Origin of the sequence: Comamonas sp. GCA5, from assembly GCF_036541385.1 — a bacterium.
GTDB lineage: Bacteria > Pseudomonadota > Gammaproteobacteria > Burkholderiales > Burkholderiaceae_C > Comamonas > Comamonas aquatica.
On sequence record NZ_JAZHFR010000035.1, the window covers coordinates 21271 to 33890 of the forward strand.

The 12620-nt window shown below is 65.3% G+C and carries 13 protein-coding genes and 1 pseudogene; 10 read left to right on the forward strand and 4 right to left on the reverse strand.

From position 1 onward, the window contains the following. Window position 1 precedes the first annotated feature (1 nt). The 4 genes from SJH88_RS10280 (at window position 2) to SJH88_RS10295 (ending at window position 3098) form a co-directional block, all read left to right on the forward strand. Window positions 2-277 carry an FAD assembly factor SdhE gene (locus SJH88_RS10280; RefSeq protein WP_042412380.1) on the forward strand — a complete coding sequence of 92 codons (276 nt, stop codon included), beginning with the start codon at window positions 2-4 and terminating at the stop codon, window positions 275-277. Window positions 278-336: 59 nt separating this feature from the next. Further along, entirely contained in the window at window positions 337-1647 is a 1311-nt protein-coding gene (locus SJH88_RS10285) for a citrate synthase (protein WP_260675119.1), read from the forward strand. Between the two features lie 288 nt (window positions 1648-1935). Then, window positions 1936-2742 carry a type I methionyl aminopeptidase gene (gene map / locus SJH88_RS10290; protein ID WP_274754407.1) on the forward strand — a complete coding sequence of 269 codons (807 nt, stop codon included), beginning with the start codon at window positions 1936-1938 and terminating at the stop codon, window positions 2740-2742. Window positions 2743-2762: 20 nt separating this feature from the next. Then, window positions 2763-3098 carry an SMR family transporter gene (locus SJH88_RS10295; protein ID WP_042412531.1) on the forward strand — a complete coding sequence of 112 codons (336 nt, stop codon included), beginning with the start codon at window positions 2763-2765 and terminating at the stop codon, window positions 3096-3098. Between the two features lie 63 nt (window positions 3099-3161). Here SJH88_RS10295 and SJH88_RS10300 read toward each other — a convergent pair whose 3' ends face one another. From SJH88_RS10300 to SJH88_RS10310, 3 genes are all read right to left on the reverse strand, one after another. Further along, the gene (locus tag SJH88_RS10300) at window positions 3162-3821 is read right to left on the reverse strand and encodes a nitroreductase (RefSeq protein WP_042412386.1); all 660 of its coding nucleotides are present in this window, start codon (window positions 3819-3821) and stop codon (window positions 3162-3164) included. Window positions 3822-4013: 192 nt separating this feature from the next. After that, window positions 4014-4817 carry a serine O-acetyltransferase gene (gene cysE / locus SJH88_RS10305; RefSeq protein WP_274754408.1) on the reverse strand — a complete coding sequence of 268 codons (804 nt, stop codon included), beginning with the start codon at window positions 4815-4817 and terminating at the stop codon, window positions 4014-4016. Window positions 4818-4853: 36 nt separating this feature from the next. After that, window positions 4854-5654 carry an RNA methyltransferase gene (locus SJH88_RS10310; protein WP_154164882.1) on the reverse strand — a complete coding sequence of 267 codons (801 nt, stop codon included), beginning with the start codon at window positions 5652-5654 and terminating at the stop codon, window positions 4854-4856. A gap of 203 nt (window positions 5655-5857) precedes the next feature. Here SJH88_RS10310 and SJH88_RS10315 point away from each other — a divergent pair, with 203 nt between their 5' ends. The 6 genes and pseudogenes from SJH88_RS10315 to SJH88_RS10340 form a co-directional block, all read left to right on the forward strand. Next, on the forward strand, window positions 5858-6742 hold the full coding sequence (locus SJH88_RS10315; RefSeq protein ID WP_274754409.1) for an inositol monophosphatase family protein: 885 nt from the start codon (window positions 5858-5860) through the stop codon (window positions 6740-6742). Between the two features lie 158 nt (window positions 6743-6900). Then, window positions 6901-7872 carry a DnaJ C-terminal domain-containing protein gene (locus tag SJH88_RS10320; protein WP_274754414.1) on the forward strand — a complete coding sequence of 324 codons (972 nt, stop codon included), beginning with the start codon at window positions 6901-6903 and terminating at the stop codon, window positions 7870-7872. Then, on the forward strand, window positions 7869-8183 hold the full coding sequence (locus SJH88_RS10325) for a chaperone modulator CbpM (protein WP_042412396.1): 315 nt from the start codon (window positions 7869-7871) through the stop codon (window positions 8181-8183). The genes SJH88_RS10320 and SJH88_RS10325 overlap by 4 nt, the downstream gene beginning before the upstream one ends. Window positions 8184-8377: 194 nt before the next feature. Beyond that, window positions 8378-10972 carry a DNA mismatch repair protein MutS gene (gene mutS, locus SJH88_RS10330; RefSeq protein ID WP_274754415.1) on the forward strand — a complete coding sequence of 865 codons (2595 nt, stop codon included), beginning with the start codon at window positions 8378-8380 and terminating at the stop codon, window positions 10970-10972. A gap of 85 nt (window positions 10973-11057) precedes the next feature. Continuing rightward, window positions 11058-11879 carry a proteasome-type protease gene (locus SJH88_RS10335; RefSeq protein ID WP_274754410.1) on the forward strand — a complete coding sequence of 274 codons (822 nt, stop codon included), beginning with the start codon at window positions 11058-11060 and terminating at the stop codon, window positions 11877-11879. Window positions 11880-11922: 43 nt separating this feature from the next. After that, window positions 11923-12063, forward strand: a pseudogene (locus SJH88_RS10340) (alpha/beta hydrolase); the annotation flags it as partial. Between the two features lie 74 nt (window positions 12064-12137). Here SJH88_RS10340 and SJH88_RS10345 read toward each other — a convergent pair. Next, window positions 12138-12620: ATP-binding protein (locus SJH88_RS10345; protein ID WP_274754411.1), on the reverse strand; the 483-nt coding region annotated here is incomplete at its 5' end.

Consider the following 12620-nt stretch of genomic DNA (forward strand, 5'->3'; position numbering starts at 1 on the left):
CATGAACGACATGGACGCAATCCTCGAAGAACGGGAGCGCGACCTGCTGCGGTGGCGAAGCCGCCGCGGCTTGGTCGAGAACGATCTCTACATCGAGAAGTTTTTCGCCACCCATGGCAACCAATTGACGCGGAGACACGCAATTGGTTTGTCTGCCCTGATGGACTTGGCAGACAACGACCTGATGGACCTGTTCCTGCGCCGCAAAGAGCCAGAAGGTGCATTGGACACCCCTGAAGTTAGAGAAGTGCTGCAGATGGTGCGCAAGCCCATCTGATCAGCACAGCTTGCAAAAAAGGCCGACCAGAGCCGGCCGATCAGAGAAGGAAGTTGGAAATGAAACTCGCAGACAACAAAGCAACGCTGTCTTTCAGCAATGGCGCGCCCAGCGTCGAACTGCCGGTTTACCAGGGCAATATCGGCCCGGATGTCATCGACATCCGCAAGCTGTACGGCCAGTCGGGCATGTTCACCTATGACCCGGGCTTCCTCTCTACGGCGGCATGCCAGTCGGCCATCACCTACATCGATGGCGACAAGGGCGAACTGCTGTACCGCGGCTACCCCATCGAGCAGCTGGCCAAGAACTGCAACTTCCTGGAAACCTGCTACCTGCTGCTGTACGGGGAGCTGCCCAACGAAGCCCAGAAGGCTGACTTCGAGAACCGCGTGACCCAGCACACGATGGTCAACGAACAGATGCAGTTCTTCCTGCGTGGCTTCCGCCGCGATGCCCACCCCATGGCCGTGCTGACCGGTCTGGTGGGCGGCATGTCGGCCTTCTACCACGACAGCACCGACATCAACAACCCCGAACACCGTGAAATCGCCGCGATCCGCCTGATCGCCAAGATGCCCACGCTGGTCGCCATGGCTTACAAGTACGGCATCGGCGCGCCCTACATGTACCCCAAGAACGACCTGTCGTACGCCGGCAACTTCATGCGCATGATGTTCGGCAACCCTTGCGAAGAGTACAAGGTCAACCCCGTGGTCGAAAAGGCCCTGGACCGCATCTTCATCCTGCACGCTGACCACGAGCAGAACGCATCGACTTCCACCGTGCGTCTGTGCGGCTCGTCGGGCACCAACCCCTTCGCCGCCATCTCCGCCGGCGTGGCCTGTCTGTGGGGCCCTGCCCACGGCGGCGCCAACGAAGCCTGCCTGAACATGCTGGAGCACATCCAGGCCAACGGCGGCATCGCCAAGGTCGGTGAGTTCATGGAGCAGGTCAAGGACAAGAACAGCGGCGTCAAGCTGATGGGCTTTGGCCACCGCGTGTACAAGAACTACGACCCCCGCGCCAAGCTGATGCAGGAAACCTGCAACGAGATCCTGGCCGAACTGGGCCTGGAAAAGGATCCGCTGTTCGCCCTGGCCAAGCAGCTGGAAAAGATTGCCCTGGAAGACGACTACTTCGTCCAGCGCAAGCTCTACCCCAACGTGGACTTCTACTCCGGTATCGTGCAGCGCGCCATCGGTATCCCCGTGAAGCTGTTCACCGGCATCTTCGCCCTGGCCCGCACCGTGGGCTGGATCGCCCAGCTGAACGAACAGATGGCCGACCCCGAGTACAAGATCGGTCGTCCCCGCCAGCTGTTCACCGGCTCCGTCGCCCGCGACGTCAAGCCCCTGAACCAGCGTTGATCCCACGGGCTGCCCGGGTGGCAGCCCGCGCATCCGCACCGCCAAAGCCAGCACGCTGCCCCGCCTGCTGGCTTTTTTCATAGCATCTACCGCTTGTCAAACAAGGCTTTCAGATGCTTTTCAGCATCAAACCCTGGATTCACGAACGCTAGCCACTCTGTTTATCAGAGCAGGAAAACCGTGCACCCCGGGGCACTTGCCTGGGGCACCTGCACGGCGGCCACGGCAACACGCTACAGTGTGGGCCGTTGTGTTTCACCTGCGGCCGCCGTCCTGCGGCCTACCTCCATGGCCAAACGACCCCACCGCCGCCTCCCTCCCATCCACGGCGCTGCTGACATTGCCCAATCCCGCGAAGCCGGCCTGCTGGCCGCACGCGTGCTGGAAATGCTGACCCCGCATGTGCAGCCCGGCGTCAGCACCGACCACCTGGACCGCCTGTGCCACGACTTCATCGTCGATGAGCTGCGGTGCATCCCCGCCAACATCGGCTACCACGGCTACCCCAAGACGGTGTGCGCCTCGGTCAACGAGGTGGTCTGCCACGGCATTCCCTCGGCCCAGGAGATCCTGAAGGACGGTGACATCGTCAACATCGACGTGGCGCTGATCAAGAACGGCTGGTTCGGCGACACCTCGCGCATGTACACCGTGGGCCAAGTGGCCCCCAAGGCGCAGCAGCTGGTCGACACCACCTACGAGGCCATGGTGGCCGGCATCCATGCCGTCAAGCCCGGCGCCACGCTGGGCGACATCGGCCACGCCATCCAGACCGTGGCCCACCGCGACGGGTTCTCCGTCGTGCGTGACTACTGCGGCCACGGCATCGGGCAGATCTATCACGACGAACCCCAGGTGCTGCACTACGGCTACCCCGGCCAGGGCATGGCACTGCAGGAGGGCATGATCTTCACCATCGAGCCCATGCTCAACGCCGGCAAGCACGACACCAAGGAGCTGAACGACGGCTGGACCGTGGTCACCAAGGACAAGTCGCTGTCCGCGCAGTGGGAACACATGGTCGTGGTCACGGCCACCGGCTACGACGTGCTGACCGCCTGGCCCGAAGGCACGGGCCGCTACCCCGCACCGTGAGCGCAGAAGGCCTCCCCTCCCTGGGCAATGGCTACGGCTACCTGGGCATTGCCATCGTGGCCGAGGTGCTGGCCACGTCCTTCCTCAAGAGCGCCGAAGGCTTCACCCGACTGTGGCCCAGCGTGATCGTGGCCGTGGGCTACGGCATTGCCTTCCTGTGCCTGTCGCTGACCCTGCGCACCATCCCCACGGGCGTGGCCTACGCCATCTGGTCGGGCGCGGGCATCGTGCTGGTGTCGGCCATCGCCTGGATCTTCCTGGGCCAGAAGCTGGATGCCCCGGCCCTGATCGGCATGGGCCTGATCCTGGCCGGCGTGCTGGTGATCAACCTGTTTTCCAAGACCGCCGGACACTGAGGCCTTCCGCCCCCCATAAAAAGCGCTTCCACGGAAGCGCTTTTTTCATGTTCAGCCCCCGGCTCAGAAGCCGCGCAGCTGGCCCCACTCGGCAAAGTCGGCGCGCGATGCACGCATGCTGTTGATGGGCGCGGTCTTGTCCTCGTAACCCAGGGCGATGCCGTAGGTCACCAGGTAGCCATCGGGCACCTCCACGTGCTGCTTGACCACCGCGTCGTAACGGCGCCAGAAGCCCTGGGCACAGGTGGCCAGGCCTTCCTCGGTCGCCCGCAGCATGAAGGACTGCAGGTAGATGCCCAGGTCCATCCACTGCACCGGACCCATGCGCTCTTCAGTGAACATGATCAGCCCGACCGGCGCACCAAAGAACTGGGCATTCTTGGCCAACTGCTGCAGGCGCCCGGCCTTGTCCTCGCGCGGCACACCAATGCTGGCGTACAGGTCTTCGCCATTCGCAAAGCGGCGGGTGCGGTAGGGCTCCCACAGGTTGGGGGGGTAGGACAGGTAGGCGGGGTTTTCCTCGCCCGGGGTCTTGGCCACGTCGGCCAGCATGGCCTGCAGGGCATCGCCGGTCAGCGCGGCCACGCGCCAGGGCTGCATGTTGCCGCCCGATGCGGCCAGCGCCGCATCCTGCATCAGCTGTTGCACCAGTTCGGCCGAAGGCACTTGGGAGGTAAAGGCACGCACCGAACGGCGCTCGCGCAGGGCTTGGGAAACGTCCATGGGCTCAGGTCTCCAGTCTCTGGGGGTGAAAAATCAAAACGGCAAGCGTACAAGAGCACAGGCCGGCACCGCGCCACCTTGGTGACGCGTGGCGTGCTTTTTTCGGGGGGGTGGTGAACGGCAAGCGCCGGTGGCCGGCCACACAGGCCCGCCACCGCCGGCCTGCGCGCGCCATAACGCGGCCGAGCGGGCTTACTTGCCCAGGATCTGGTCGATCTTGGATTTCTCGAAGTGCCCGCCGCGCTCGCTTTCGCAGGGCACGCAATCGGCCTTGAGCTGGTTGGACAGCTTTTCCACCGCCTGCCACAGCAGTTGCAGCTGCTGCTCGTGCGTGGCCGCGCCTTCGGCCAGCCCCTTCATGGCCTGGCTGACAGGGTCGTCCTCCTGGGTCACGCCATAGGCCGTGAAGACCTGAGGCGCTACCGCCTTGGGGGCTGCGGGCGAGGCCTCCAGCTCGGTCACATCGGCGCTTTCGCCCTGCTTGGAAGGAATGATGCGTGCCGGAATGCCCACGGCCGTTGCGCCGGCGGGCACGGGCTTGATGACCACGGCATTGCTGCCGATCTTGGCACCATCGCCCACCTCGAAGCCGCCCAGCACCTTGGCCCCTGCGGCCACGACCACGTCCTTGCCCAGGGTGGGATGGCGCTTGGCGCCCTTGTACAGCGAGGTGCCACCCAGCGTCACGCCGTGGTAGATGGTGCAGCCGTCGCCGACCACCGCCGTCTCGCCGATCACCACGCCCATACCGTGGTCGATGAAGACGCGCTCGCCAATCACCGCGCCGGGGTGGATTTCAATGCCGGTCAGCCAGCGGCCGAGGTGTGAAGTGAAGCGACCCAACCACTTGAGGTTGTGCGTCCAGCACCAGTGCGCCGGACGGTGCCACCAGATGGCATGCAGGCCCGGATAACAGGTAATGACCTCCCAGGTGCTGCGCGCCGCAGGGTCGCGGTCAAGAATGCACTGGATGTCAGAACGCAGTCGGGAAAGCATCAGAGGCCGTCACTTGTTACAAAAAGGGCTGCCAGTTTAGTGCTTTGGGGGCGTGCTCTGCAGCATGCTTTTGGCAACACCGCGCAGGATGTGGATTTCTTCCTGCGTCAATTGCGCACGGTTGAACATCTGGTTCAGGCGCGGCATCAGCTTCTTGGGCGCAGCCGGGTCCAGAAAGCCCAGGTGGGCCAGCGCCTGCTCCCAGTGGCCCAGCATGCCGGCCACCTGCTGCATGTCGGCGCGGCTGGGGTGCGGTGTGTGCTCCACCACCGGAAAGCCGCCCAGGACCTGGCGCCACTCGTAGGCGATCAGCTGGATCGCCGCACCCAGGTTGAGCGAGCCGAACTGGGGATTCGACGGAATCGACAGCGCCACGTTGCAGCGGTACACATCGTCGTTGGCCATGCCAAAGCGCTCACAGCCGAACAGCAGGCCCACGCCGGTTTCCCCGCTGGGACTGGCCACGGCGTCGGTTTCATCAACAAAATCAGCCTCTGGCGCTTGTCCAGCCTGCGCCTTCAGCTCTCCTTGGATGAGCATTTCAAAGTGCTGGCGCGGCGCCCGGGTGGGCGGGCCAAAGTCGCGCGGCGTCATGGCTGTGGCGCACAGGTGCGACAGGCCGTCCACGGCCTCGTCCAGCGACTCGACAATGCGCGCCTGGTTCAGCACATCCAGGGCACCGCTGGCGCGCTGGATGGTTTCCTCTTTGCGCAGCACATTCGCCCAACGCGGGCGCACCAGCACCAGGTCGTCAAAACCCATGGTTTTCATGGCGCGGGCGGCAGCACCCACGTTGCCAGCATGGCTGGTCTCGATCAGGATAAAACGGGTTTTCATTCGGAGATCGGCCCGCATTGCAGATACGGGCAGCAGAAATCGGGCAAGCCGGTTAGAATTTGCGCCCTATTGTCGCTGCCCGCATCGCCGGGCGTGCGTAAACCCGTTCATCATCCGCGTTCAGCGGTGCGCCATCCCAGGTTGTGAGAACAGAGACAGAGAAATTGGGGAGGGCCGCGCGCTGGGCGCCAACTGCACAATTTATGTCGTCTTCCTCCCTGCACCCCATGCTCAACGTGGCCATCAAGGCCGCACGCGCCGCCGGCGCCATCATCAACCGCGCGGCCCTGGACGTGGAATCGGTCCGCGTGGCCCAAAAGCAAGTCAACGACTTCGTGACCGAAGTGGACCAGGCTGCCGAGCGCATGATCATCGAGACCCTGCTGGGCGCCTACCCCGGCCACGACATTCTGGGCGAGGAAAGCGGCAAGGAATTCGGCGCCAAGGATTCGGACTACGTCTGGATCATCGACCCCCTGGACGGGACCACCAACTTCATCCACGGCTTCCCCGTGTACTGCGTCAGCATCGCGCTGGCCGTCAAGGGCAAGATCGAGCACGCCGTGGTCTACGACCCCACCCGCAACGATCTGTTCACCGCCACCCGTGGCCGTGGCGCCTTCCTGAACGAGCGCCGCATCCGCGTGAGCAAGCGCGCCCAACTCAAGGACTGCCTGATCTCCACCGGCTTCCCCTTCCGCCCCGGTGACAACTTCCGCGCCTACATGCGCATGTTCGCCGAGATCACCCAGCGCACCGCCGGTGTGCGTCGCCCAGGCGCCGCCGCCCTGGACCTGGCCTACGTGGCTGCGGGCTTCACCGATGGCTTCTTCGAAACCGGCCTGTCCATCTGGGACGTGGCCGCCGGCAGCCTGCTGGTGACCGAAGCCGGTGGCCTGGTCGGCAACTTCACGGGTGAAGCCGACTTCCTGGAACAGGCCGAATGCCTGGCCGGCAATCCCCGCGCCTACGGCCAGCTGGTCGGCATCCTGGGCAAGTACAGCAAGTTCGCAGGGGTCGAGGACAAGCTGGGCGTCGACGCCGCCGTGGCCGCCGACAAGCAGGACGACGACAGCCAGGACGACTGATCCACCGCGCCCCGACGCGCCATCCAGCCGCAAGCGCGCACGCCTTGCGGCTTTTTTTACGCCTGTACCACATGCGCCGCCGGCCTACGGCGCTGCGCCCGTGCTTGCGCCACCATGCTTGGCATGCGGCACCCGGCTGCCGCGCGCAGGAGAACCAGGTGGAATACAAGGACTACTACCGCATCCTCGGTGTGGACAAGAACGCCAGCGCCGAAGACATCAAAAAAGCCTACCGCAAGCTGGCACGCAAGTACCACCCCGACATCAGCAAGGAGCCCGATGCGGCAGCCCGCATGGCCGAAGTCAACGAGGCCAACACCGTGCTGTCCGACCCCGACAAACGCCTGGCCTACGACCAGTTGGGGGAGGCCAGCCACCCGACCGGCGCCGGCCACCGCCCGGGCCAGAGCGCGGGTTTCCAGCCACCGCCCGGCTGGGACCAGCAGGACTTCCATTTCCACAGCAGTGCCGACGGCGCCGAGCACCCCGAGTTCAGCAGCTTCTTCGAAGAACTGTTCGGCCGCGGCCAGCGCACGCGCCGCAGCGACCCGGCGCCAGACCTGCGCGGCCAGGACCAGCATGCCGCCATCGAACTGGAGGTGCCCGACAGCTACCACGGCGGGATGCGCGTGCTGAGGCTGCGTGGCGTACGCCTGGATGCCCAAGGCCATGCCGTGGAGGACGAGCGCGAGCTGCAAGTCACCATCCCCCAGGGCGTGTACGAGGGACAAATGATCCGCCTGGCCGGCCAGGGCCTGCCGGGCTATGGCCAGGGCCCGGCCGGCGACCTGCTGCTGGAGGTGCGCTTCAAGGACGACAAGCGCTGGCACACCCAGGGCAAGGACGTCTACCAGCAACTGCCCCTGGCCCCCTGGGAGGCGGCGCTGGGGGGACCGGTGGAATTCGACACCCTGGCCGGACCGCTGGAGATCCACATCCCGCCCGGCTCGCAGGCCGGGCGCAAGCTGCGCGTCAAGGGCAAGGGCCTGCCCAGCCGCACGCCGGGCGACCTGTACCTGGTGCTCCAGATCATCGTGCCGCCGGTATTCAACGATGCCCAGCGCCAGGCCTATGCCGCCCTGTCCCAGGCCTTTGACGGCCGCAACCCTCGCACCGGAGGCACCGCATGACCACCCCCTTCTACACCCCGCCCGATGTGCTGGACGAACAGGCCTTGAGCCTGGAGCAACTGGCCGCCGCCTGCCGCATGGCGCCGCAATGGGTGGTTGAGCGCGTGACCACCGGTGTGCTGCACTGTGACACCACCGATGCCACCGGGCACAGCAGTCCCCAGTCTTGGCGCTTCAGCACCCACACCGTGATCCGCGCGCGGCGCATCGCACAGCTGGAACGCACCTTCGAGGCCGACCCGGAGCTGGCCGCACTGACTGCCGACCTGATGGAAGAAGTGCGGCAGTTGCGCCGCCGCATCAGGGGCTGATCCCCCTCGCACGCCCGGCGCCAGCCGCATCCCGGATAATTCCTGCCTGATTTTGGCGGCCGCTTGGCTGCGACCGTCCACACCGAGGAATTTGAGCTTTGTCCACATCTGACGTTTCCACGCACACCCCGAACAACAACAGCGTGCAGACCGCCACTTCTCCGCTGACTGCCCCCATCGAGCAGCACACGCCGATGATGCAGCAGTACATCCGGCTCAAAGCGGACTATCCGGACACCCTGGTGCTCTACCGCATGGGCGACTTCTACGAGGTCTTCTGGGACGACGCCGAGAAAGCCGCCCGCCTGCTGGACATCACACTGACCACGCGCGGTCAGTCCGCAGGCTTTCCGGTGGCCATGGCCGGCGTGCCCTTTCACGCCCTGGAAGGCTATCTGGCGCGCCTGATCAAGATGGGCGAATCGGTGGCAATCTGCGAGCAGGTCGGGGAAGTCGGCGCCAGCAAGGGCCCGGTGGAGCGCAAGGTGGTGCGCGTGGTCACCCCCGGCACACTGACCGATGCCGAACTGCTGAGCGACAAGCAGGAGGCCATGCTGGTCGCCCTGCACACCGCCGGGCGCCAGCGCTGCGGCCTGGCCTGGATGAGCGTGACCCAGGGCCGCATCCACCTGGCCGAATGTGCCCAGGACGAGCTGGGCGAATGGCTGGCGCGCATCGGCCCCAGCGAGGTGATCTACAGCGCCGGCGTGACCGAGCGCTTTGAGCAAGGCCTGTTCGCCCTCAAGCACAGCGGCGCCATCGCCTGCCCCTTGAGCCCGCGCCCCGACTGGCAGTTCGATACGGGCCTGGGCGAACGCAAGCTGCTGGAGCTGCTGGACGCGGCCAGCCTGAAGGCCTGGGAGGCCGAAGCCCTGCCCCTGGCGCATGCCGCCAGCGCCGCCCTGCTGAGCTACGCCGAGCACACGCAGGGCCGCAACCTCACGCACATCCACAGCCTGCAGGTGCAGCGCGACGACCAGCTGATCAACCTGCCCCCCAGCACGCGCCGCAACCTGGAGCTGGTCAAGACCTTGCGTGGCGAGGACAGCCCCACGCTGTTTGCGCTGCTGGACACCTGCCTGACCGGCATGGGCAGCCGCCTGCTCAAAAGCTGGCTGCTGGAGCCCCAACGCGACCGGGCCGATGCCATGGCCCGCCTGCAGGCCACCACCGTGCTGCGCGGCAACGATGCCCTGGGCGGCACCATGCCCTGGCAGGCACTGCGCGGCGAGCTCAAGGGTGTGAGCGATGTGGAGCGCATCACCGCGCGCACCGCGCTGCGCCAGGTGCGCCCGCGCGAGCTGGTGGCCCTGGGCAAAACGCTACAGAAAGCGCAGCTGCTGGCACTGACCACACCTTCGCCATCGCCTTATTTGAATCAGATTTTTCAGGACCTGGTGCCGCCCAGCGGCTGCGCCGAGTTGCTGGCACGCGCCATCCTGGAGGAGCCGGCGGCCCTGGTGCGCGATGGCGGCGTGATCGCACGCGGCTTTGATGCCGAGCTGGACGAGCTGCGCGCCATCCAGGAAAACTGCGACGAGTTCCTGCTGGAGCTGGAAGCCAAGGAAAAGCTGCTCACCAACATCCCGAACCTGCGCGTGCAGTTCAACAAGGTGCACGGCTTCTACATCGAGATCACCAACAGCTACAAGGACGTGGTGCCCGCGCGCTACCAGCGCCGCCAGACGCTGAAGAACGCCGAGCGCTACATCACGCCCGAGCTGAAGGCGTTTGAAGACAAGGCCCTGTCCGCGCAGGAGCGCGCGCTGCAGCGCGAGAAGTTCCTCTACGAACAGCTGCTGGATCAGCTGCAGCCCCATGTGCCCAGCCTGACCCGCGTGGGCCAGGCGATCGCGGCGCTGGACGTGCTGTGCACGCTGGCCGAGCGCTCGCTCACCCTGCACTGGAGCGCCCCCGAATTCACCAGCGTGCCCTGCATCGAGATCGAGGCCGGCCGCCACCCCGTGGTGGAAGCGCGCATGGCCGAAACCTCCAGCGGCAGCTTCATCGCCAACCACACGCGCATGAACGTCAACACGCGCATGCAGATCATCACCGGCCCCAACATGGGCGGTAAGTCGACCTACATGCGCCAGGTGGCGCTGATCGTGCTGCTGGCCAGCATGGGCAGCCACGTGCCCGCCGCGGCCTGCCGCCTGGGGCCCATCGACGCCATCCACACCCGCATCGGTGCGGCCGACGACCTGGCCAACGCCCAGTCGACCTTCATGATGGAGATGACCGAGGCCGCGCAGATCCTGCACGCCGCCACGCCGCACAGCCTGGTGCTGATGGACGAGATCGGCCGCGGCACCAGCACCTTCGACGGCCTAGCCCTGGCCAGCGGCATTGCCACGCAGCTGCACGACAAGACGCGTGCCTTCACCCTGTTTGCCACGCACTACTTCGAGCTGACGGAGTTGCCCGCCAAGGCCAAGGCCGCCGTGAACGTGCACGTGGGTGCGGCCGAATCGGGCCACGACATCGTCTTCCTGCACGAGATCCAGCCCGGCCCGGCCAGCCGCAGCTATGGCGTGCAGGTGGCCAAGCTGGCCGGCATGCCGGCTGCCGTGCTGAACCACGCACGCCACACGCTGGAGGCCCTGGAAGCGCGCGACGAAGCCGGGCGCGAGCAGGTGGACCTGTTTGCCGCTCCGCCCATGCCAGCGTCCGCCCTGCAAGCCACCCCGGTCGAGGATGCGCTGGCGCAGATCAACCCCGACGCCCTCAGCCCGCGCGAGGCGCTGGAAGCCCTGTACCAGCTGAAGAAGCTGGCGCAGCGCCCTTGAAGTCCTCCCGCACGCCACCCCACACTGCCACCCGCCAGCGGGCACTACACTTGCTTGCCCCTGCGGCTTTCCTGCCCTTATTGCCATGACCTACTGCATCGCCATCAAGCTCAACGCTGGCCTCGTCTTCCTGTCCGATTCGCGCACCAACGCGGGGCTGGACCAGATCAACACCTTCCGCAAGATGATGATCTACGAGCAGACCGGCGACCGGTTCATGGCCCTGCTGTCGGCGGGCAACCTGTCAATCTCGCAGTCGGTGCGGGAAATCCTGCAGACCCAGCACATCCGCGACGACGCCACCGGCGAGGTGATCAGCATCTGGAACGCCAAGAGCATGTTCGACGCGGCCCGCGTGCTGGGCGCCGCCGTGCGCCACGTGTACGACCGCGATGGCGTGGCGCTCAAGCGTGCCGGCGTGGACTTCAATGTCTCCATGCTGTTCGGCGGCCAGATCCAGGGCGAGGGCATGCGCCTGTTCCAGGTCTACTCGGCCGGCAACTTCATCGAGGCCACCAGCGAAACCCCGTTCTTCCAGATCGGCGAGTCCAAGTACGGCAAGCCCGTGCTGGACCGCGTGCTGCACCCCGAGCTGCCGCTGGACGAAGCCGCCAAATGCGCCCTGGTGTCCATGGACAGCACGCTCAAGTCCAACCTGTCGGTCGGCCTGCCGCTGGACCTGGCGGTGTACGAGGCCGGCAGGCTGCGCTGCGACAAGGTGGTGTGCATCGACGAACATAACCCCTACTTCCAGATGCTGCGCAGCAACTGGGGCGAGCGCTTGCGCGCGGCCTTCGACAGCATCGAGGACCCGCAGTGGTTCGGCGGCAACAGCACCGTCCCACTGGTGATGGACAAGCCCGGCGCAGTCAAGAAAATCACCACGCCCGAAGAAAAATTGATCTGACGCTGCCGCAGCGGCTGCGCCCTCCACGCAGAACCGGCTCCGTATGCAACCCCTGATCTTCTCGCACGCCAACAGCTTTCCTGCTGGCACCTACCGCCTGCTGTTTGCGCTGCTGCGCGAGCGCGGCTTCGATGTGCACGCCGTCGACCGCTTCGGCCACGATGCGCGCTACCCCGTCACCGACTGTTGATTTCCACGCAGAACTGACCCGCAATTTCCATCTCAAACTGACCCACCCTTTGGCTTGAGCCGTAAGGCTCAAGATGTGGATAAGGTTTTGTTTCTCTCCTTCTTTGTGGACGGTTGTTGGACTGCACTGCTGTGCTTGAAGCGGTAGCTATCGTTGCCTGTTTCCAGAATATGGCAGTGGTGGGTCAAGCGGTCCAGCAGGGCCGTAGTCATCTTGGCGTCGCCAAACACGCTGGCCCATTCGCTAAAGCTCAGGTTGGTGGTGATCACCACGCTGGTGCGTTCGTAAAGCGTCGACAGCAGATGGAACAGTAGCGCACCACCAGATGAGCTGAAGGGCAGATAGCCCAGTTCATCGAGTATCACCAGATCGGTATGCACCAGCCTGTGGGCGAGCTGTCCGGCTTTGCCCTGTACCTTCTCTTGCTCCAAGGCATTAACCAATTCCACAGTAGAGAAGAAGCGCACCCTTTGACGGTGGTGCTCAATGGCCTGAATACCCAGTGCCGTAGCAATGTGCGTCTTGCCAGTACCGGGTCCACCGACAAGCAC